12 protein-coding genes and 1 riboswitch are annotated in these 23,927 nt (G+C 31.6%); of the genes, 10 read left to right on the top strand and 2 right to left on the bottom strand.

Annotated features, from left to right (window positions below; genetic code table 11):
- The first annotated feature begins 180 nt into the window (after positions 1-180).
- Both ACJDT4_RS00730 and ACJDT4_RS00725 read left to right on the top strand, forming a co-directional pair.
- Positions 181-846, top strand: a complete 666-nt coding sequence (locus ACJDT4_RS00730) for an FMN-dependent NADH-azoreductase (protein WP_406785610.1) — start codon at positions 181-183, stop codon at positions 844-846.
- A 163-nt stretch (positions 847-1,009) separates the two neighbouring features.
- A complete protein-coding gene (locus ACJDT4_RS00725) occupies positions 1,010-1,885 on the top strand; it encodes a phosphatase PAP2 family protein (protein WP_406785609.1) in 876 nt (291 codons plus the stop codon).
- Here the strand turns inward: ACJDT4_RS00725 and ACJDT4_RS00720 are convergent.
- The gene (locus ACJDT4_RS00720; protein ID WP_406785608.1) at positions 1,882-3,183 is read right to left on the bottom strand and encodes an amidohydrolase; all 1,302 of its coding nucleotides are present in this window, start codon (positions 3,181-3,183) and stop codon (positions 1,882-1,884) included. The two genes, ACJDT4_RS00725 and ACJDT4_RS00720, sit on opposite strands and share 4 nt — an antisense overlap.
- A gap of 254 nt (positions 3,184-3,437) precedes the next feature.
- Between ACJDT4_RS00720 and ACJDT4_RS00715 the strand changes: the two genes are divergently transcribed.
- The 5 genes from ACJDT4_RS00715 to ACJDT4_RS00695 all read left to right on the top strand — a co-directional run bounded on the left by ACJDT4_RS00715 (position 3,438) and on the right by ACJDT4_RS00695 (position 9,863).
- The gene (locus ACJDT4_RS00715; protein WP_406785607.1) at positions 3,438-4,574 is read left to right on the top strand and encodes a BMP family ABC transporter substrate-binding protein; all 1,137 of its coding nucleotides are present in this window, start codon (positions 3,438-3,440) and stop codon (positions 4,572-4,574) included.
- A 64-nt stretch (positions 4,575-4,638) separates the two neighbouring features.
- A complete protein-coding gene (locus ACJDT4_RS00710; RefSeq protein ID WP_406785606.1) occupies positions 4,639-6,192 on the top strand; it encodes an ABC transporter ATP-binding protein in 1,554 nt (517 codons plus the stop codon).
- The gene (locus ACJDT4_RS00705; protein WP_406785605.1) at positions 6,185-7,276 is read left to right on the top strand and encodes an ABC transporter permease; all 1,092 of its coding nucleotides are present in this window, start codon (positions 6,185-6,187) and stop codon (positions 7,274-7,276) included. Before ACJDT4_RS00710 ends, ACJDT4_RS00705 begins: the two co-directional genes overlap by 8 nt.
- A 1-nt stretch (position 7,277) precedes the next feature.
- Positions 7,278-8,213, top strand: coding sequence for an ABC transporter permease (locus ACJDT4_RS00700; RefSeq protein ID WP_406785604.1), 936 nt, complete (start codon positions 7,278-7,280; stop codon positions 8,211-8,213).
- Between the two features lie 312 nt (positions 8,214-8,525).
- On the top strand, positions 8,526-9,863 hold the full coding sequence (locus ACJDT4_RS00695) for an amidohydrolase (RefSeq protein ID WP_406785603.1): 1,338 nt from the start codon (positions 8,526-8,528) through the stop codon (positions 9,861-9,863).
- A 144-nt stretch (positions 9,864-10,007) separates the two neighbouring features.
- Here ACJDT4_RS00695 and ACJDT4_RS00690 read toward each other — a convergent pair whose 3' ends face one another.
- Positions 10,008-11,195, bottom strand: a complete 1,188-nt coding sequence (locus ACJDT4_RS00690; RefSeq protein WP_406785602.1) for a cation diffusion facilitator family transporter — start codon at positions 11,193-11,195, stop codon at positions 10,008-10,010.
- Between the two features lie 276 nt (positions 11,196-11,471).
- Here ACJDT4_RS00690 and ACJDT4_RS00685 point away from each other — a divergent pair, with 276 nt between their 5' ends.
- The 3 genes from ACJDT4_RS00685 (at position 11,472) to ACJDT4_RS00675 (ending at position 23,711) form a co-directional block, all read left to right on the top strand.
- Positions 11,472-12,773: a M18 family aminopeptidase gene (locus ACJDT4_RS00685; protein WP_406785601.1), complete on the top strand. Its 1,302-nt coding sequence runs from the start codon at positions 11,472-11,474 to the stop codon at positions 12,771-12,773.
- Between the two features lie 60 nt (positions 12,774-12,833).
- A riboswitch (Lysine riboswitch) is annotated at positions 12,834-13,007 on the top strand.
- 116 nt (positions 13,008-13,123) lie between these two features.
- Positions 13,124-14,413 (top strand): diaminopimelate decarboxylase, encoded by a 1,290-nt coding sequence (lysA, locus tag ACJDT4_RS00680; protein ID WP_406785600.1) that lies wholly within the window; start codon positions 13,124-13,126, stop codon positions 14,411-14,413.
- A 718-nt stretch (positions 14,414-15,131) separates the two neighbouring features.
- Positions 15,132-23,711 (top strand): glycoside hydrolase family 94 protein, encoded by an 8,580-nt coding sequence (locus tag ACJDT4_RS00675; protein ID WP_406785599.1) that lies wholly within the window; start codon positions 15,132-15,134, stop codon positions 23,709-23,711.
- Positions 23,712-23,927 lie beyond the last annotated feature (216 nt).

The following is a 23,927-nucleotide window of genomic DNA, read 5'->3' as shown; positions in this document are numbered from 1 at the left end:
TTCCTACGGAATTTTAAGCGTGAATTTTTGTAACCAATTAAATTTTAGTTTATGAGGATCAATTTGTCAGTGCTAATTTTAATCTTTCATGTTGTCTATCCATATCAGTGTGGTATACTCAAATTTTTAGAATAATTTTAGATTTATTAAGAAAAGATATCTTTTAAGGAGGTGTTTTTTATGAAGAAATTATTATATATTCCTGTAAATACAAAGCCGGAAGAGATGTCAACAAGTAAATTTGTAGGGAGGCAATTTATAAAAAGCTTTATTAAGAAATATCCAGAATATGAGGTTGAAGAATTGGATATATGTAATGAATACATACCAGAACTTAACCATAGGTATTTTAAAGGAAGAGGTGATATTGTTTCTGGAAGTGATTACGAGGCTCTTTCTGAGGAGGATAAGAAAGCAGTAGACAGAATAAACGAGCTTTGCAATCAATTTATAAGTGCAGATGTTTATGTTATTGCAGCACCTATGTGGAGTTCACTTTTTCCACCAAGATTAAAAATGTATATTGATTGTGTAATACAGAATAATAAAGCTATTAAAGTTACCCCGGAAGAAGTTAGAGGTTTATTAGATGATAAAGAAAGGAAAATGCTTTACATTCAATCTTCTGGTGGAACGTATCCTAGAATATTTTCATGGAAAATAGATCATGGAGCTAATTATCTTCACGATATATTTAAATTTGTAGGCATAGATAAATTTGAAAAACTTTTGGTTGAAGGTGTTGACATGCCATCAGTTGGAAAACATGAAGCCTTAGAGAAGGCATTTAAAGAAATTGATAATCTAGTTGATAAAATGGCGATAAGAGAACTTGTTAAAAGATAATAAATATATAAAAGGATAAATATTTATGTTTATATTTATCCTTTTATATTTATTATCAACAGTTGTGTGTTTATTTTATACATAGATATAGTAAGTTCTGTACATTGTGAAATCATTAAGGTATTATATATAGTATTAGTTATAAAATTAGGAGGACTAATACTTGATAGCAAATATTTTAACAGCGGATTTTAACATAACGATAATAAAATTTTTACAGCAATTTTCTAATCCATTTTTGGATAAACTAGCAGAATCCATAACTATGACGGGAGAGCAGTATTTTTCTATTGGAGCAATACTTGTTATTTATCTATGTATAAACAAAAATTTGGGATATAGGCTGGGGTTTGCAAGTCTTTTTAGTAATTCTATTAATAGCATTGTGAAAAACATATTTAAAGTTCCAAGACCAATAGGTACAAGTGGAGTAAGATCCTTAAGATTAGAGACTGCTGGAGGATATTCGTTTCCAAGTGGACATACTCAAAATGCTTCTGTGCTTTGGACAAATCTTATGAAAAATATAAAAAAAAGGTGGATATACATTTTAGGTTTTATAATGATAATTAGTGTAGCATTATCAAGACTTTATTTAGGTGTGCATAGACCAGTTGATGTGTTTTTTGGATTTGTATTTGGAGTGTTGTGTATGTTTATAGTAAATGGAATTTTTGACTGTAAAGAAATTAAAACTAGAATTTGTGGATTGTTAATATTGATAGCAGTATCACTTATTGTAACAATAGCCTATGGGGACTTAGATTTATATAAACAATTTGGCTCTATAGTTGGATTTTTTATAGGATACCTAATAGAAAAAAATTTTATAAAATTTAATGAGAAGGCCTCTGTTACACAAAATATGATAAAAATCTTAATTGCAGTAATAGGATATGTAATTTTAGAATTAGGCTTAAAAGCTGTTTTGCCCAATTTAAAAGTGTTTGCAGGTATAAGATACTTTTTTATAATATTATGGGTAACAGTAGGAACAACTTATATTATTAAAAAGTTTAAATTGTATAAGCTTAATTAAATTTCTTTATTTTCGAGCCAGCTTTTAATATATTCTTCTTTTGTGAATTTTGTTTTACTTTCTTTTATAATTTTGCTTGCTTCTTCGCCATTATTTTTCAATAAATCATATATAGTCATTGCAATTGCTTTAGCAGGAATTAAATAAGCAAGTTCATTATTTACTATATCAAAATCAGAACCATGAACATTTCCGGTGAAGCCGCTGAAACCAAATTGAATTGTAGGTTTTATAGTGGCTAAATCGCCAATGTCTCCAGATGCCATGGATTTTTTACCATCAATTATATTTTCTATTCCAATTAAGCTTGCCATATTATTTTTTAGAACGCTGGATAAAGGAGAGCACTGCTCAAAAGGAAGGTATCCTATAGTATTTTCTATAATGCATTTGCCACCTACAGCGTATGCTCCAGCCTTAAAGGCTCTATCAACCTTGCTATTAGCATCAACGATAGAGTTCCATGAGTTACCACGAACGTAGGCTTCTATTACTACTTTTTCAGGTACAGAGTTTATAGTTTGCCCTCCTTCTTTAATTATTCCATGAACTCGAATATTGTCTTCATCAATAAAAGTTTCTCTTTGTGCATTAACAGCAGAGAGGCCTATTACAGCAGCATTTAAAGCATTTATACCAAGGTGCGGTGCGGCACCAGCATGAGCAGCCTTTCCCAAATAAGTAATGTTTTTTAATATAAAGCCATTAAGTGATGAATTTACATCTGCCATTGGAGTTTCTATACCACCCATGGTATGGCAGGATATAATAATATCTATGTCATCAAAAACTCCATTTTTAATCATATCTTGTTTACCGGACATATAGCTAATTTTATTTTCCTTTATCAGATTTTTTCTATAATCAAAATCTGTAAATTCTTCTGCAGGAGTTCCTATCAGTGTTACCTTTCCTCCCAATTCATCTAAAATTTTACTTTCTTTTAAGGCTCTCATTACTCCAAGCATTATTGCAGTTTGATTAGAATGTCCACAAGAGTGAGCAGCATTCATGTCATCAGAGGAATATTTATGACCATATGTAGGAACAGCATCTAATTCTGCAATTAAGCCTATGTTTATATTTTTTTTAGAACCTAAGGAGGCTTTAAAGCCGGTTATTGATAAGTTTTCTTTAACATTTATACCAGCACCTTTTAAATATTCACATGCTAATTTTGAAGTTTTATATTCTTTAAAGCCTAGTTCTGGATGCTTAAAAATATTGTCACCAATATTAAAAATATCATCTTTTATGCCATCCAATATTTCACATAATAAATCTTTAATTTTAATCACCTTCTAATTTTTTTACTTTAAAATTTAATAAGATAATAATACCATAAATAATAAAAAAGTTATATAATGCTAAATTCTTAATGGTATAAAGATTAATACGAATATTAGTGCGGAATAATAATGAAAATCCATATAATAATTAGATTTTTACGAATATAATGCACAAAATTCCACATAATGTTTACATGCAAATAAAAATGTGATAATATTTTTAATGAGTATTAAATAAATTTGAAATTAGAGGGGGACGTTTTGTGAAAAAGTTAAACAAAAGAATAATTTCGACAATATTGCTACTAATATTTTTATTTGCCTTTTCAGCGTGTGACAATGCTGGACAAAAAACAACAAAAGATGATAATGGCAATAAAAAGGTAACAAAAATTCTATTACTGGTTGCAGGAAATTTAGGAGATAAGTCTTTCCAGGATTCATCTCAAGAAGGAATGAATCTTATAAAGAAAAAATATGGAAGCAAGGTTCAAGTAAAAACTATTGAATTAGGTTCTGATAAAACTAAGTTTGTTCCTGGACTTGAGGATGCATCAGAGGATGGATATGATGTTATAATAACAGGTACATTTAATATGAAACAACCTATAGAGCAGGTTGCACCTAAATACCCTAAACAAACCTACATAGTTTTTGATACTTCTGTTGATTATAACAAAATAAAAGGTTTGAGCAATGTTTACACAATTACATATAAGCAAAATGAAGTTGCTTTTCTTGCTGGAGCTTTAGCAGCACAAGTTACAACTAAAACTGATATGAAAAATATAAATCCAGATAAAAAAATAGGATTTGTTGGTGCTATGGATAATCCACTTATTAATGATTATTTAGTTGGATATATTGAGGGAGCACATTATATTGATAAAGCTATAAAGGTTGATTACTCATTTACACAATCCTTCACTGATGCAGCAAAGGGTAAAGAGCTGGCTTTAGTTCAATATCAAAATGATGGTGTTGACATAGGTTTTAATGTTGCTGGAAGAGCAGGACTTGGTCAAATAGATGCAGCACAGTCAGCAAACAAATATGTTATAGGAGTTGATTCGGATCAAGCTGAATTATTTTCAAGTACTCCAGATAAAGCTAACAAGATTTTAACTTCAGCTTTAAAGAGAGTTGATAACACACTTTTAAGAGCTGTTGATATGTACATGGCTGGAAAGCTTCCTAAAGGAAAAACAGAAAATCTTGGCTTGAAAGAAAAAGCATTAGGACTTGCTGATAATTCTTATTATGAAAAATTGGTACCACAGGATATAAGAACTAAAATGGATGAAGTACAAAAGAAGGTTGCTTCAGGTCAAATAAAAATAGATAGTGCATATGGTATGAGTAGCGATCAATTAGCGAAAGTAAGACAATCTGCAAAATAATAATTATAAAGCCAGCTATATGCTGGCTTTATAACTAAATATTTTTATAAAGAGGTGAAATTGAATGGCAGAAATTTTGAGAATGGACAATGTTACAAAAATATATGAAGATGGCGTTGTTGCTAACTATAAGGTTAATTTTTCATTAAATGAAGGAGAAATACATGCTTTAGTTGGTGAAAATGGAGCAGGAAAATCAACGCTTATGAAAATGCTTTTTGGAATGAAAAAACCAACTGAGGGTGGTATATATTTAAAAGGGAAAAAAGTAGAAATGAATTCTTCGGATGATGCTATTGAACTTGGTATAGGCATGGTTCATCAACATTTTATGTTAGTTCCAAGTTTAACAGTAGCAGAAAATATAGTGCTTGGTAAAGAGGTTAAAAAAGGCATCTTTCTTGATAAAGCAAAGGCAATAGAAATGACTGAGGAATTATCTAAAAAATATAACTTAATAGTTGACCCTAAAAGCAAAGTTAGGGATATATCTGTATCACAGAAGCAAAAGGTGGAAATTCTTAAGGCCTTGTATAGAGGAGCAAAAATATTAATATTGGACGAACCAACAGCAGTGTTAACGCCTCAAGAAATAGAAGAACTTTTTAAACAGCTTATGATATTAAAAAAAGAAGGACATACAATAATTTTTATATCTCATAAGCTTCAGGAAATAAAAGAAATATGCGACAGGCTTACTATAATGCGAGATGGAACATCAGTGGGAGTATATAATGTGGACGAAGTATCAGAGGATGATATATCAAGACTAATGGTAGGAAGAGATGTTAAGCTTGATATGGAAAAGTCTGAATGTAAACCTAAGGAAGCCTTATTAAAGGTTGATAATATTTCATATGTAAATGAATTTGGAAAATTAGTTGTAAATGATGTTTCATTTTCTGTTAGAAAAGGCGAAATAGTAGGAGTAGCTGGAATTGAAGGAAATGGACAAACTGAAATGGTAGAAATAATAACAGGTTTAACCAAAGCTGCTACTGGAAGTGTTTACATAAAAAATAAAGATATTAAAGCAATGAGCATAAAGGAAATTAGGGATATTGGAGTTGCTCATGTTCCAGAAGATAGAATGAGTACTGGTATTGCACCTAATTTAAGTGTGGAAGAAAATTTAATTTCAGATAGATATAAAAGTAGAGAGTTTAATAAAGGATTATTTTTGCTTAACTACAAAAAAATTAAGGAAGTTGCTAAAAAACTCATTGATGATTTTATAATAAAGACAGATAGTGAAAAAACCAAAGTAAAAGGTTTGTCTGGTGGTAATATTCAAAAGGTAGTTGTAGCAAGGGAATTTAGTAATAACGCTAATTTGCTTATAGTAAACCAACCAACAAGAGGAATAGATGTTGGAGCCATTGAATTTATAAGAAAAAATATAATCAAAATGAGGGACAAGGGCAATGGTATACTTCTTATTTCAGCTGATCTGAATGAAGTTATGTCTTTAAGTGATTCTCTTATCATTATGAATAATGGGGAAATAGTAGGGTATTTTTCTAATGCTAAAGAAGTTACAGAAAAGGAGCTTGGTCTCTACATGCTTGGAGTTAAAAAACAATCAGAAGATGAAATAAGGAGGGCTATTAATGATTAAAGAAAAATCAAAAATTGAACTTAATTTATTTGATAAGTTTAGAACGATAATGGCAATTTTAATAGCATTGCTAGTTTCAACTATAATAATTTTTGCTACTAGTAAGATGCCCGCTGCAGCTATTGGAAGTTTGATTTTTGGGCCACTAGAAAAGCTTAGATATTTTTCTAATATTCTTGAGATGATGATTCCATTGGTATTTACAGGCTTATCTTTATGCATAACTTATCAAGCACGTTATTTTAGTTTTGGTGCTGATGGATGTTTTTATATGGGAGCTGTAGTTGCTTCATTTATAGCTGTTAGATTGGCACTTCCATCTATAGTTCATCCTTTGTTTGCTCTAATTATTGCAGGAGTTGTTGGAGGTATAATTGGAATCATACCAGCAATTCTTAAAATAAAATGGAAAGCACATGAGCTTGTATCTTCTTTAATGCTAAACTATGTTTTCTATTTTTTTGGCTTATATTTAATTAGTTATTATTTAAGAGATCCAAAAGCAGGTCAATTTTCATCATATACATTTAACAGCACTTTTTCTTTTCCTATATTAATTCAAGGAACTAGACTTCATTTAGGTTTTATAATTGCAATTATAGCTGTAATTTTATGTTATGTATATATTTATAAGACTAAATGGGGCTATGAGGTTAGAGCTGTTGGAGATAATCAAAAATTTGCAAAATATGTAGGAATAAATACTATTAAGGTTATACTAGTATCTCAATTTATAGCGGGAGCCATTGCAGGAATTGGTGGAGCTGTAGAAATGTCAGGAATGTATACAAGCTTTTCATGGGATACAGACCCTTCCTATGTGTGGGATGGAGTTATAATAGCCTTGCTTGCCAAAGATAACCCTAAAAATGTTCCTTTAGCTGCGTTTTTCTTGTCATATATTAGAGTTGGAGCTGATATCATGTCAAGAAGATCAGATGTTAGCAGTCAAATTATATCTATAATACAGGGCATTATGATACTTTTAATTGCAGCTGAAAGATTTTTATCATATTTAAAGGAAAAGAAGGAAAATAAATTAGCCAAGGAAAAATATCTAAGCAGCAAAAAGGAGGTAGTTTAATATGCATTCATTACTTAGCATGATTTTTAAAGTTTCATTTGTGACTGCAGTTATAAGAGATTCTACGCCTATTCTTTTTGCTACTTTGGGAGCTGTAATAGCAAGTAAAGCAGGTGCAATAAATATAGGCATTGAAGGCACCATGCTTACAAGTGCACTAATGGGCGTAATTTTTAGTGCGTATACTGGTAGTGTTTGGATAGGAATTCTTGCAGCTATTGCTTCTGGAATGATTATTAGCATAGTAATGTGGTATTTTGTATTTAAGCTTAAAACTAATATAATTCTTACAGGTATAGCTATAAATATAATATCCAGTGGTGGTACTACCTTTTTACTTTCTACGCTAACAGGTGATAAGGGTATATCTACATCTTTACATAGCAAGGTTTTGCCTAATATTGATATACCTATAATTAATTCAATACCTGTAATTGGAAAAATAATATCTGGACAAAACATTGTTGTATATATTGGCATTATATGCGTAATATTGATTGAAATATTATTTAACAAAACTTCTTTGGGACTTAGAATAAAAGCTGTCGGTGAAGCACCAGAGGCGGCTGAATCTGTTGGAATTCCGGTTATTAAGATTAAATTTATTGCTCTAATGTTAAGCTGCATACTATCAGCTATTGGTGGTGCATACTTGTCAATGGGGTATGTTTCATGGTTTTCTACAGATATGACCTCAGGAAGAGGATATATAGCTTTAGCAGCTAGAGAAATAGCAGGAAATACTGGTGTAGGCTCACTTTTTGCTTCACTGCTTTTTGGTGCCTCGGACACCCTTGCTAATTATTTTCAAAAATTGAAGGTTCCTGTAGAGCTTGTTCAAATGACCCCATATATAATTACAATAATAGGTTTTATTGTATTATCTATTGTACACGACAAGAAGGAAAAAGCAAGAAAACAAAAAAGCATAAATTAATAAAGAGACTGTTTTTTTCTAACAGTTTAGTTTATAAATAATGCGAAGCAAAACCCAGAGTAGAGAGTAGAGAGTAAAGAGTAGAGTGGATGTGGATTTACCTTTCGCTACTCTTAGGTAAATATTAGAACTTAATAGTTTCAGCTGCGCTGAACACTATATTTTAAGCGCTTTGCGCCCAATAAGTTTTAGATTTTTCTAAGCTCAGCGGAGAAAAATCATCCTTCACTCTACTCTCTACTCCTTACTCTCTACTCTGTATTTGGTTTGCAATATTTTTATTTAGCGAATTAATATAAGGGAGATGTAATAGTGTCATATAAATGTATATATAATGCGGTTATAGTAACTATGAATTTAAATAGAGATATAATAGAAAATGGAGTATTAGTAATTAAAGACTCTGAAATATTTGATATAGGTGACAGCAAATTGCTTAGTAAATATGATTATGAGGAAAAAATAGATGCTAAAAATGGAATTGTGATGCCAGGGTTTATTAATGGACATACTCATGTTTCTATGTCTGTATTTAGAAGCTTAGGTGAAGACATACCTGATAGACTTAGAAGATATATGTTTCCATTAGAGGATAGTATTGTGGATGCAGAATTAGTAAGAGTAGGTGCAAAACTCAGTATTGCAGAAATGCTTTTGGGCGGTGTAACTACTTTTGCTGATATGTATTATTTTGAGGATGAGGTTGCTAAGGCAGCAAAGGAAATGGGAATTAGGGCAATTGCAGGAGAAACTATAATTAATAAGCCATCACCTGATTCAAATAAACCCTATGGTTCCATGGAATATGCGGAGAAATTTATTGAGAAGTGGAAAAATGATGAACTAGTAACGCCAGCGCTTGCCCCTCATGCAACTTATTCTGTTGATGAAGAACATCTAAGAAAAATAAAGGAAATTTCACAAAAACATAAAGTGCCAATATTAATGCATATATCTGAAATGGATTTTGAAATGGAAGAATTTAAAGAAAAGTATAATTGTACTCCTGTAAAGTTTTTGGAGGATATAAATTTTTTAAGCAGCAAGGTTATTGGAGCTCATCTTGTTTATGCAACTGAGGATGATATGGAAATTATGCTTAAGCATGATGTTGGAGTTATACACAATGTGGCAGCTAATGCAAAGGCAGCAAGGCCAGTAGCACCAGTGCCTAACATGATAGAAAGAGGCATAAAAGTAGGACTTGGAACAGATGGACCTATGAGTGGAAATCACCTTGATATAATTAATTTACTCGATCAATATACTAAAATTCAGAAAATAGCTACAGGTGCTAGAAATGGAAGAACTTCCTTAGAAGCTGTAGAGCTTGGAACTATAAGTTGTGCAAAGGCAATAGAAATGGGCAATGTTATAGGATCTATAGAAATTGGCAAGAAGGCAGACGTTATAATAATTGACACAGATTGTCCTAATATGCAGCCAATATATGATTATTATTCAGCAATAGTATATTCTGCTTATCCTCATAATGTAAGTATGACAATGGTAAATGGTAAAGTAGTAATGAAGGATAGGAAATTAATAAATGAAGATTTAAATAAAATAATTGATGAGACTAGAAAACTTCAGGATAAAATAAAAGAAGCAGTAGCTAAGTTAAACAATTTGAAGAAGAGTAGAGAGTAGAGTGAATGTGGATTTGCCTTTCGCTTCTCTCAGGTAAATCTTAGAACTTAATAGTGCCAGCTGCGCTGGCACTATATTTTAAGCGCTTCACTCTGCTCTCTACTCTTTCTTTCAAATTCCAGTTTATCAGTATACATCTCTACATTACAGCGTTTCAGTATAGTCTCTATCAATTGTTATTATTGTTTCATATCTAGGATGCATTCTTCTTATTTCGTTATCTATATTTTTTATAAGTTTATCTTCGGATGCTTTTGAAATTTTAACATCAAAGGTTATTACAATATCAAATAAAAGTTTTTTGTGCTCACCAGTTCCAACTATTCTAAAATCATGAAAAGAATTTACTTCTGGAAAGTTTTTTAGTATGCGGGCAACTTCTTTTTTAGCTTCAGTAACTTCTTTGGAATCTGTTAAAACAGGGTCCATGTGTATAACTATAAGCATATTTAGTTTTTCGGATATTTCTTTTTCGGCCATATCTATTTCGTCATGAATTTTCATTATTGGCACATTATAAGGAACCTCTGCATGAAAGGATGCCATTGACCTTGTAGGACCATAATTATGAATTATAAGGTCATGGACGCCTATAATTAAATCATATTTTATTGCAAGTTGCTTTATGTTTTTTACAAGTGTAGGGTCTGGTGCCTGACCTAGAAGTGGATTTATAGTGCTTTTCATTATAGAAAAACCAGAAAGCATTATGAAAATGGCAACTATAACTCCTACATATCCATCGACAGAGATGTGAAAAAATCTCCATACTAACAGTGAAATTATTACTCCAGAAAGTATAAAAACATCATTTAGTGCATCTGCACCAACAGCTGAAAGTGCAGAGGATTTTATTTTTTGTCCAATATATTTGTTAAAATGACTTAGCCAGAGTTTTAGAGGAATAGCAATTATAATTATAATAAAAGAAATTAAATTAAATTTAGTTTCTTCGGGATGTAAAATTCTTGAGAAGGAACTTTTTATAAACTCAAAACCCACCATTAGTATTATAGCTGATACTAATAGAGAGGAAAGATATTCAACTCTGCCATGGCCAAAAGGGTGATTTTTATCAGCAGGCTTGTTTGAAAGCTTAAAGCCAATAAGGGTTACTAAAGATGAACTGACATCAGCAAGATTATGAAAAGCATCTGCAATTACGGCAATGCTGTTTAATACAACTCCTATAGAAAGCTCAATTAAAAATAAAATAAAATTAACAATGAGCCCCATTATGCTGCTCAATATTCCATAATTTTCACGAACTTTTTTGTTTGAAATATCGTCATAATTTTTTATGAATTTTGAAATAACTAAGTTTGAAAACATAAAATCACTTCCTTAATATAATAATCGATTGAAAACTTTAAAGCTTAGTATGTGTGTTAATATATTACCATCAATTATAACATACTTCGTAAATATGCTGGAAAAAAATAAATGTATTTTGTATACTTATAGATGTATAACCCAAAACTTAGAATTAGTGAAAATTTTTTATAACATTTAAATTATTTAAAATAAATTGCAGTTTACAATGCATAAAGGATCATTTATCTTTCTTATATTGCAAAATGTGAACTGATCTATATGGAGGTTAAACAAATGGAAAGAGAATTAGAATATGCTGAAGAATTGATTGACTTTATATATAAAAGTCCAACACCTTTTCATGCAGTAGATACAATAAGCGATATGCTTAGAGATAATGGATTTATGGAATTAAATGAGGAAGACAGATGGGAAGTTCAAAAGAATGGAAAATACTTTATTACAAGAAACAATTCAGCCTTAGTTGCGTTTGTTGTTGGAAGTGGAGTTATTGCTAAAAATGGGTTTAAAATAATAGGAGCTCATACAGATTCCCCTACCTTTAGAATAAAGCCAAATCCTGAAATTGTTTCAGAAGGAGCGTATTTAAAGTTAAATACAGAAGTGTATGGAGGACCTATCCTAAATACTTGGCTTGATAGACCTTTAGCTTTAGCTGGGAGAGTGGCTTTAAAGGGAAAGACTGCTTTATGTCCTAAGATTAAACTCATAAACATTAATAGACCTATACTTATAATACCTAACCTGGCAATACATATGAATAGAAATATAAACAAGGGTATAGAGTTAAATAAGCAGGTTGATATGCTTCCTGTGCTTGGTCTTATTAATGATAATTTTGAAAAAGATAACTATCTTGTTAAACTCCTTGCCAGTGAATTGAATGTTGATCAGGAGGAGATAATTGACTTCGATCTTGTACTTTATGAATATGGTAAGGGTTGTATAATGGGAGCGAATAATGAATTTGTTTCCAGCAGCAGATTAGATGATTTAGAAATGGTTCATGCGGGAGTAAGTGCTTTAGTAAAGTCAAACGTATCGGAAATGACTAATGTTCTTGTGTGCTTTGATAATGAAGAGGTAGGAAGTTCTACTAAGCAAGGAGCTGATTCGCAGTTTTTATCTGATATACTTGAAAGAATTGTTATATCTTTTGGAGGCGATAGAGAGGATTTCTTTAGAGCGCTTAGCAGATCTTTTATTATATCATCAGATGCGGCACATGCTGTTCATCCAAATAAGGGTGAAAAAGCAGACCCAACTAATAGACCACATATAAATGAAGGACCTGTAATTAAAATAAATGCAAATCAAAAGTACACATCCGAGAGTAACTCTATAGCAGTGTATACTCAAATATGTAAAAGTGCTGGAATTCCATTTCAGAAATTTGTAAATAGATCAGATGAAACAGGAGGATCCACAATTGGACCTATAAGTTCAACTCATTTGGCTTTAAGGTCGGTTGATATAGGCACACCATTACTTGCAATGCATTCTGTAAGGGAATTATGCGGTGTTAAGGATCATTTATATGTTGAAAAATCCTTCGAAGAATTTTATAATATTTAAAAATAAGTTGTATATTTATGAGTATTATGCTACAATAAAAAAAATTGATATTAGTGAAACTACTAATGTAGAGGCGCTTTAAGTTAAGAGTAGCTGTTTTAGCTGGCAGGCAATTATAAGCAGTGAAAGGAACTTTTAGCCGAAGATGAATAAGCTGGCAGGTTATTTATCTGGCTTTATGCACAATATGTATAAGGCTGTCGCTTAGTTTTTAAGTGGAGAGCTACAAGGTTCACAAAGTTGTTTATTATACGGCAGAGTTGAACTTTGCCGTATTATTTTATATACTTTTGCATAATTATAACAATAAATATTTTTTTATGCATAAATTGATTAAAGAGGTGTGAAGATTGAAATTATTTGGAAGCATGTCAGTAAGAGATAATGAATTATATATAGGTGGTGTAAGCTCAAGTAATCTTGCTAAAGAATATGGAACTCCACTTTATGTTATAGACGAAGAACTTTTGAGAAGTAATTGCAAAAGTTATCGTAAAAGCTTTGGTGAGAATAATACGGTTGCTTATGCAGGAAAGGCATTTTTACCTGTTGCAATGTGTCAAATTATAAATGAGGAAGGGCTTAACCTAGATGTAGTTTCTGGTGGAGAATTGTATACGGCCTATAAAGCAAAATTCCCCATGGAAAAAATATTTTTTCACGGAAATAATAAAACAATAGATGAGATTAAAATGGGAGTAAACCTTGGAGTAGGAAGATTCGTTGTTGATAATTTTTACGAAATTGAGAAGATAAATGAAATAGCTGCAGGAGAAAATATAGTTCAAAAAATATTTTTGAGAATAACTCCAGGAATAGAAGCTCATACTCATGAATATATAAAAACAGGTCAAATTGATTCAAAGTTTGGATTTACACTTTCTAATGGAGATGCTCTTGAAGCTGTAAGAGAGGCTATTAAATTTAAGAATATTGAACTTGTAGGCCTTCATGCACATATTGGTTCTCAGATATTTGAAATAAATCCTTATTTAGAAGAAGTTGATGCAATGCTTACTTTTATAAAACAAATAAGAGAAGAAATAGGATATAATATTGAGGAACTTGATTTAGGTGGGGGCTTTGGAATTTATTATACAAAAGAAGATAAGCCAAGAACTACTGAAGAATTCTGTAAGGCTATACTTAATGAAGCGGACAAAAAAAGTGCAGAACTTGGAATTAAGCTTCCAAAGCTTATTATAGAACCAGGAAGATCAATTATAGGCAATGCTGGAACGACTTTATATACAATAGGTTCTATAAAAAATATACCTAATATAAGAAAATATATATCTGTAGACGGCGGAATGACTGATAATATAAGACCTTCTCTTTATAATGCTGAATATGAATGTTCAATTGCAAATAGATTTGATGCATCAAGGGAAAAAGTAACTATATCAGGTAAGTGTTGTGAATCTGGCGATATACTGTTAACAGATGTTGAATTGCCGGAAGCTAAAAGTGGAGATTTACTTGCTGTACCAACCACAGGTGCTTATGGATATTCTATGTCTAATAATTATAATAAAATACCTAAGCCTGCAGTTGTTTTAGTTAAGAATGGTACTTCAAAATTAATATGCAAAAGAGAAAGTTACGAAGATGTCATAAGAAATGAGTTTTCAATTCTATAAAATTAATGTGGTGCTATTTTTAGATAATTAATTATAATAATTTATAGATAGACAAGTTGAAAAGTTGAAATTGCAAGTTCCAAGTTTGCCATATTAAACTGGAATTTAACCCAGAGTACAGTGAAGGATGATTTATCTTTCGCTTCTCTCAGATAAATCTTTAATTATAGCTAACGATGCTTAGCTTTGCTAAGCGAGAAAAGCAGGTAATTTAAAAAAATTGGCGCCAGCATTAAGTTTAAGACTATCTATAGTGAAACGGAAGAAAGTTAACCTTAACTGTCCTCTGTCAATTGTCAACCAATACATGTTGACATAGCCAATATGTTCAAAAATAGAATTCGGCTAATTTTAATATTCCAAGTTGTTTATCTTTAAGTGGTACACAATTTTACAGCTAAAATTCCGTAGGTACGGAGGAATTTTTTCCTTGTACCACCGTGAAAGCAAAATAACAATGCTGAAAGAACAGTTTAAAAAAATTCTAATAAATCTTGGTAAAAAAATCGGAAAATACTTAGATATTTCAATTGTTTGACCGATAGGGAGTTATTGAAATATCTTAGGATTTTTCGATTTTTTTGCCTTAGATTTATAGAATTTTTTTAATGTGATGAAGCATTGTTATTTTGCATTTTTTTTTATAAATTAGGGAATAATAATTCAAGTTAGGATATATAGGAAAACTAAAATATAGTTGCTGAAAGGATGAATTGTTATGCCTTACGTATATTTATTAGCAATATTAGTAGCTTTAATCTTATTATATGTGATTATAATTTCATTAAAAAATAATTCTAATTATTCTTTTGATGATGTTCCATATATTGATGATGTTGAAAATGAAAAGTTAGAAAATCATGCTGTAGAGTTGTCTAAATATCATAAAACAATAAGAAAGAGAAGCAGCAAAAAAAATATCATAAGAAGACTTGATTTAAGCTATGAAAGTATTTTGAGAGGATATGAATACATAGATAGGGATATTAGGAATAATAGAGAGATTGTTCCAGCAGCTGAATGGCTTCTTGATAATTTGTATCTTATAGAAAAGGAATATAAGGATATACGACACAATATGTCAGAGAGTTTTTATAAAGAACTTCCTATAATAAACAAAGGCTCTTTAAAGGGTCTTCCAAGAATATATCATCTAAGTAATGAATTGATATCACATACTGACGGAAGGGTAGATGAAAATATAATCCTTTCATTTATTAATGCCTATGAAGAAAGAAATGTACTCGCAAGTTCTGAGCTTTGGGCACTTCCAACTATGCTTAGAATAGCTATTATTCAAAATATAAGTAGGGTTGTTTCGGGAATAGTTTTTGCTCAAAGGGAAAAGGGAAAAGCAGATAAGCTCGCGGATAAAATAATAAAACTTTCAGATAAAGAACTAACAGAAGGTGAAATTAAGAAAATAGTAAAAGGTAATATGGGTTTTTCTACGCATTTTATGGAAAGACTTTTAAAGGTGCTTAGGGATAATGGAGTGGAAAACGAAAAAATTTATAAGTACATATACAATATCATGGAAGTTCAAGAAATGGACAGTAATAGAATGGTTATTATTGAACATCAAAAACAAGCAAAATTTCAAGTTTCAATGAGGAATTGTATAAGTGGAATAAGAGAAGTTGAAGCATTAAACTGGAAGGAATGTTTTGAAAAACTCAGCATAACTCATGAAATATTAAAAAAGGATCCAGCAGATATATATATAAATATGGATTATGCCTCAAGAGATTATTACAGGCATAGAGTAGAGGTGATTTCAAAGCAAATGAAATTACCAGAATCCTATATTGCAAGGGCAGCAGTTAAATGTGCTGATGAAGCTAAAACAAAAAGTGAGTTAAAAAGGCATGTAGGATATTATCTTATGGATAATGGTATCGAGGAATTAAAAAATAGAATTGGGATTAATAAAAAGGGTATAAGAAATACAATAAGTTTTATAAGCAAACATAAAGTTTCTACTTATATATGGGCTAATATACTTGGAACAATTTTACTTACGTTATTTATGCTTTGGATAATATATATTACAGATAATTATGCAAAACCATGGAAGTATGTTGTCGGTGGATTAAGCATTTTAATACCCTGCTCTGAAATAATTAACTCAATACTTAACTGGAGTATAAACCATTTAACTAACCCTAGATTTGTACCTAAAATGGAGCTTAGTAGCGGTATACCAGATTATGCAAAGACTATTGTGGTAATTCCTACAATTTTAAGCAGCGAAGATAGAGTAACTGAACTCATAGAAAATATGGAAGTGTACTATCTTGCCAATAAAGAAAAAAATATATATTTTGCAATACTTGGTGATTTTAAAGATAGTTATGTAAAAAATGAAATTAGTGACGAAAAGATAAACAGAAGCACTTTAAAAAAAGTAAAAGCATTAAATGAAAAGTATAGCCGCAGGGGTGAAGATATTTTTTTCTTTTTTAATAGATATAGACAATTTAATAAAAAACAAAATATGTGGATTGGCTGGGAAAGAAAACGTGGTAAGCTTATGGAATTTAATGCACTAATAAAAGGAGATAAAAATACAAGTTACAATGTTATTAGTGGAGACATAGAAAAGCTTCGTGACGTAAAATATGTAATAACTCTTGATGTTGATACAAAGCTTCCAAGGGACGCAGCTAAAAAACTCATAGGAGCTGTAACCCATGTTTTAAATAGACCAGAGATAAGAAATGATAAGGTAGTTCGTGGATACGGAATTATGCAGCCTAGAGTGAGCATAAGTACAGTAAGTGCAAATAAAACAATGTATTCAAAGATATTTTCTGGTGAAACTGGAATAGATACCTATAGTACAGCAGTATCGGATGTTTATGAGGATTTATTTGCAGAGGGAATTTATACAGGTAAGGGCATATATGATATTGATGTATTTCAAACAATGCTTAAGGATCAACTGCCGGAAAACGCTATTTTGAGCCATGATTTACTTGAGGGGGCATACACAAGAACGGCATTAGTAACAGATGTTGAACTTATAGATGGATATCCAGCGTATTATAATTCAAGCTCCAAGAGACTTCATAGATGGGTTAGGGGTGATTGGCAGATTATATCCTGGATATTTAGAAAGTCACCTATAAATGCACTTTCAAGATGGAAAATTGCAGATAACTTGAGGAGAAGTCTCGTATCTCCAGCTATTGTATTACTTGCTATACTTGCATTTACAGTACTTCCATATAACCCGGATAGATGGTTAAGCGTAGCCTTTTTAGCATTAATATGTCCTTGGCTTTTTGATGTATCTGAAGTTGTAGCGTCACCTATAAGAGGACTTAGCTTGTCTGGGAAAATAAATAGCAGTAAAACAGTTATAGAACAAGTATTTTTAATATTTGCTTTTTTACCATATAAAGCCTACCTTATGCTGGATGCAATAATGAGAACACTTTACAGGCTTATTATAAGCAGAAAAAACTTACTTGAATGGCAGACAGCGGCCGATAGTGAAAGGCTAATGGGTAGAAAACCTTATGATTTTATTAAGTCAATGTGGAGTGCAAGTGTTATTGCTCTTGTTATAGCTTATTTTTCGTTTTCTAGAGGAAGGGAAGATGGCATAATTATGTTCCCTTCTTGTATTATATGGTTCATAAGCCCTGTTATTGCTTATTATATAAGTAGAGAAAAAGAAAGGGGAAATGAGTGCATATCTCCTCAAAATAATTATTATTTAAGAAGAATAGCTAGAAAAACCTGGGCTTACTTTGAGGACTTTGTAAACAAAGAATCAAACTTTCTTGCACCAGACAATTATCAAGAAGAGTACAGTAAGGGCGTTGCATATAGAACTTCCCCAACAAATATGGGAATGGGACTTACTTCTAATATAGCGGCATATGATTTGGGATTTATCGGTATTGAAGAGTTTGTAGATAGGATTGATAAAGTACTTTCACAAATGGAAAGTTTACCAATGTATAGAGGGCATTTTTACAATTGGTATGATACAAAAACTAAGGAACCTCTAAGGCCTCTTTATGTTTCCACTGTTGATAGCGGTAATCTTGTTGCATATTTGTGGTTACTTATAGGAACAATTGATGAGTATGAAGATAATACTATAGTTCGAAAGGAATACAAAAAAGGAATAGAGGATACCTTAAAGTTAGCAGCTGAGGAGGTAAAAAATGGATACTACGAAGATATACTAGAAGAAATAAAGACAGATGAATTTAATTTAAGTATGTGGTGTGAAATACTTAGCAAGCTATTAGAAAAAATTAATATGGTAGAAGAAGACTTCGATAAAGATAAAATTTACTGGAATATGAAGCTTAAAGATATGTGCATAAGATTCATAGGCGAGCTTGAGGAATTTTCATTTTCGATGTCAGAGATAGATAAAAAAATCAAAAGTGATTATGAAAGTATGGAGTTTTTAAATAGGATACTAATTTATACGCCAATAAAGGATATAGATTATGAAATTGAAAAGATTAGGTTAAAGAAATCTGATAATGAGCTGGTTATAAGGATAATAAATAATTTTGATAAGCAAAAAAACAGAGCTAAAAGTCTTATTTTAAGAATGAATAACTTAAAGGAAAGATTGAGAAAAATATCTGAAGAAACAGATTTTTCAATGCTGTTTGATAAAAAGAGAAAGTTGTTTTCCATAGGCTATGATATAGAAAGTGATAGTCTTGGAAAGAGTTATTATGATTTGTTAGCCTCCGAGGCAAGGCAGGCAAGTTTCATAGCAATAGCAAAAGGTGAGGTTGAGCAAACTCATTGGTTTAAGCTTGGAAGGGCTATGACCTCTGTTGCGGGCAGAAAAGGACTTGTATCTTGGAGTGGAACTATGTTTGAATATTTTATGCCACTTATAATAATGAAAAGTTATCCAGATACTTTACTTAGTGAAACTTATAGAACTGTTATCGAAGCTCAAAAAAAATATTGCAAAAGCAGGAGAGTTCCATGCTTTGGTATTTCAGAATCTGCATATTATAGTTTTGATGTAGACAATAATTATCAATACAAAGCTTTTGGGGTTCCTGGAATAGGATTAAAGCGTGGGCTTGCAAATGAACTTGTTGTATCACCTTACTCTACTGTAATGGCACTTCAAGCGGACTTTAAGGACTGTTTTGATAATATGAAAAAGCTTTCTAGTGAGGGGATGGAAGGAAGATATGGATTTTATGAAGCTTTAGACTATACAAGTGGAAGAAGTAATAAAGGCAGTAATAAATCAATTGTAAAATGTTTTATGGTTCACCATGAAGGAATGAGTTTAATGGCACTTGATAATGTCATTTATAATAATGTACTGCAGAAGAGATTTCACTCAAATCCAAGAGTAAAGGCTACAGAGCTATTGCTTCAGGAAAGAATTCCAAGGAGAATTGTTTATGATAGAGAAAAAGTTTTTGATGTACCAGAATTTAAGGGGGTAAAGCAAAATATTACGGTTAGAAATTATAAAACTGCTAAGACACCAATTCCAGAGATAGGACTTTTATCAAATGGAAGATATTCTGTTATGATATCAAACAGTGGAAGCGGCTATAGCAAAAGGTTAGATACAGAAATTTATAGATGGAGGCAGGATGCAACGAAGGATGATGCCGGAATGTTCTTTTACATAAAGGATGTTTCAACTGGTAAATGGTGGAGCCCAACCTATGAACCTTGCGAAAGTGAAGGAGATTCCTATGAAGCTGTTTTCGCCCTCGATAGAGTAGAATTCAGAAGAAAAGATGGAAACATTATGACCAATACTGTTGTGGCTGTTTCTAATGAGGAAGATGCTGAAGTTAGAAAAATATCAATTACTAATAAGACATCATCTTCTAAAATATTTGAAGTAACAAGTTATTCAGAAATAACAATAGCATCACATAATGCAGATTTGGCTCATCCAGCTTTTGGCAACCTTTTTGTAAGTACAGAATTTGTAAGTGAGCCAGAGTGCATTATTGCCTCTAGAAGACCAAGAAGTGATAAGGAAACAAAATATTGGATTATGCAGAAAATGATAATTGAAGGTGTTGAACTTTCCAGCACCTCCTATGAAACTAGCAGAGTTAATTTTATAGGAAGAGGAAAAAGTAAGAATAATCCGGAAGGCATTAACAATCCTCTTAAAAATACGGTAGGTGATGTACTTGATCCAATAATAAGCATAAGAAAAAAGGTAAAAATACATCCTGGAAAAACATGTAATATATATTATATTAATTCTATTTCAACATCGAAGGATGAGGTTATAAATACAGCAGAAAAGTACAGTAAATATCACAGTATAAAACGAGTATTTGAGCTTGCACGCACACAAACTCAGGTTGAAATGAGTTACATGGGTATAAAATCAAATCAAGCAAATATATATCAAGTGATGGCATCAAGAATACTGTTTGTAAATAACTCACTAAAGCTTAGAGAAGACTACGTTAAAAATATAAAAAAATCTCAGCCGGATTTGTGGGGCTATGGTATTTCAGGAGATTTGCCTATTGTACTTCTTATAGTTAGAGAAGAAAATGATGTAGACTTAGCAAGGCAAATGATTCTTGCTCATGAATATCTAGAGACTAAAGGTTTTAATTATGATTTTGTAATTTTGGATTTTCAGGAAAATTCATATGTCCATATATTAAGGGATTCTATAAGAGAACTCATTATAGTAAGGAATTCAAGTACAAAGAGAAATAATTCGGGAAGAATTTTTCTTTATGGTAAGTCTGAAATGCCTGAAGAAGATATGAATTTTTTAATGGGCATAGCTAAATTTGTAGTTGATTCTAAGGATGGACTTTTAATAAGTCAGATTAAAAATGAAGTAAAGAAAGATATAGAACTTGAAGATTTAAAAACAAGAGATATTAAATATGATATAAAGCCGCATAAATTTGAAGTTGGAAACCTTAAATTTTTTAATGAGTATGGTGGATTCAATAAAAATGGTGAATATACTATTATTTTAAACGATGGGAAAAATACTCCTGCTCCATGGATAAATGTAATTTCAAATCAAAAGTTCGGTTTTCATGTATCTGAAAGTGGTTCAGCTTATACTTGGTATGAGAATAGTAGGGAAAACAAGGTAACACCTTGGTACAATGATTGGGTATCCGATCCACCAGGAGAAGCTCTTTATGTCCGTGATGAGGATACTGGAAGGTTTTGGGGCATAACTCCTAGACCTATTAGGGATAAGGAGGATTATATAGTTGAACATGGTTTTGGATATTCTACCTTTAAACACTATAGAGAAGGTATAATAGGCAGTGTTACTATGTTTGTTCCAATGAATGAAAGTGTTAAGTTATTAAAGGTAAATGTAAAGAACAATACTGAAGTAAGCAGAAGGCTTTCTCTTACATATTTTGCAGAATTGGTGTTAGGAGTTGCTTATGAGCAGACAGCAAATTATGTATCAACATATTTAGAGGATAAAGTAATATATGCACAAAATCCTTATAGCACAAATTTTGGAGACGCTTTTGCTTATTTGAAGATGTATGGTGGAGAAGAAGAAAGTTTTACAGGCAGCAGAAGGGAGTTCATAGGTAGAGGAGGAAACACCGAAACTCCTCAATTTATGGCAAAAGCAAAGCTTTCAGATAGTGTAGGTAGTGGTGAAGAACCATGTGTTTGTGAAAATATAAAATTGCAGCTTAAACCGAATGAAGAAAAAGAAATTATTATAATGTTTGGAGAAGCTCCTTCACTAGATAAGGCAAAGGATATAACTCAAAAATACTCTTCCTTTGAAGAAGTAGATAAGGAGTTAAATAATACTAAGGAATATTGGAATTCACTTCTTCACACTATAACAGTAAAGACTCCTGATGAAACCATGAATTTGCTTATGAATGGATGGCTTATGTATCAAACTTTAGCCTGCAGGGTATGGGCAAGAACAGCATTTTATCAATCTGGAGGAGCTTATGGATTTAGGGATCAGCTTCAAGATGTTATGTCTTTAAGTTATATAAAGCCTGAAATTACAAGAAGGCAGATTTTGATAAATTCATCAAGGCAGTTTTTAGAGGGAGATGTCCAGCACTGGTGGCACCCTATAGTTAATAGTGGTATAAGAACTAGATTTTCTGATGATTTACTATGGCTTCCATATGTTACCTTGGATTATATAAAAAATACAGGAGATTACAGTGTACTTGACGAAAAAGTCAATTATATAGATGATGAACCTTTAAAAGAAGGGGAGGATGAAAGATATAATATTGCAAAGGTATCCGAAAAAACTGAAAGTGTATATGAGCATTGTGTAAGGGCTATAGAAAAGGGACTTAAATTTGGAGTTCATAACATACCTTTGATGGGCAGCGGTGACTGGAATGACGGCATGAATACAGTAGGTAATAAGGGGAAAGGTGAAAGTGTTTGGCTTGGATGGTTTATGTATTCTATTCTTAAAAACTTTAAAGATATAGCTAAAATGAAAAACGATGAGTATAGAGTACAAAGGTATAGCGAATTAAGTGAATTTTTGAGGGAAAACATTGAAAAAAATGCTTGGGATGGAGATTGGTATAGAAGAGCATATTTTGATGATGGAACGCCCCTTGGGTCTTCGGAAAATGAAGAATGCCAGATTGATTCCTTAGCCCAGTCTTGGGGAGTTATATCTGGAGCAGCAGAACCATCTAGGGCAAAACGTGCAATGACTTCACTTGAAAAATATCTTGTGAAAGAGGAGAAAGGTGTTATTTTACTTTTGACGCCACCTTTTAGTTCCTCTAAGCTTGAACCAGGTTACATAAAAGGATATGTGCCAGGTGTAAGAGAAAACGGAGGGCAGTATACCCATGCAGCAACCTGGGTAATATATGCTATGACAAAGCTTGGAGAAGGAAAAAAAGCTGTTAAACTATTTAATATGATAAATCCTATAAACCATACAAAATCCTACTATGATTGTCAGACCTATAAGGTTGAGCCATATGTAATGGCAGCGGATGTATATGCAAAGCAGCCTTATGTGGGCAGAGGAGGATGGACCTGGTACACAGGAACAGCAGGATGGATGTACAGAATAGGGTTAGATGGAATATTAGGATTAAAACTTATAGAAGGAAAAGGATTCTCAATAAAACCATGTATTCCAGAGGATTGGAAAGAATACTCCATAAAATACAATCATTATAATTCTGTTTATAATATAAAAGTTATGAAAGGTACAAACAAAGAAATAAAATTCGATGGAAAAAAAATAGAAGGAGATATAATTCCATTTACGGAATTTGGCCATCATGATGTAATGGTGATTATATAGAGGATTTTGGAACGTAATATTTATAGCTCCACAGTAATATGATTTTAAGAAGTGAAGAAAGGTAAAACCCTTCACTTCTTAAATTACATATTAAATAATTATTATTGTACAGTCACTTGACAAAGTTTTATTGTTTTATTACCATAGAACTATGGAAAAAGTCGATTTAATAAAAGTATTTAAAGCATTATCATGTGAGCAAAGGTATAAGCTTTT

Source organism: Clostridium neuense, assembly GCF_045310695.1.
GTDB lineage: Bacteria > Bacillota > Clostridia > Clostridiales > Clostridiaceae > Clostridium_S > Clostridium_S neuense.
Note: the sequence above shows the minus strand (reverse complement) of the source record. Positions and strands in the feature narration are given on the sequence as shown.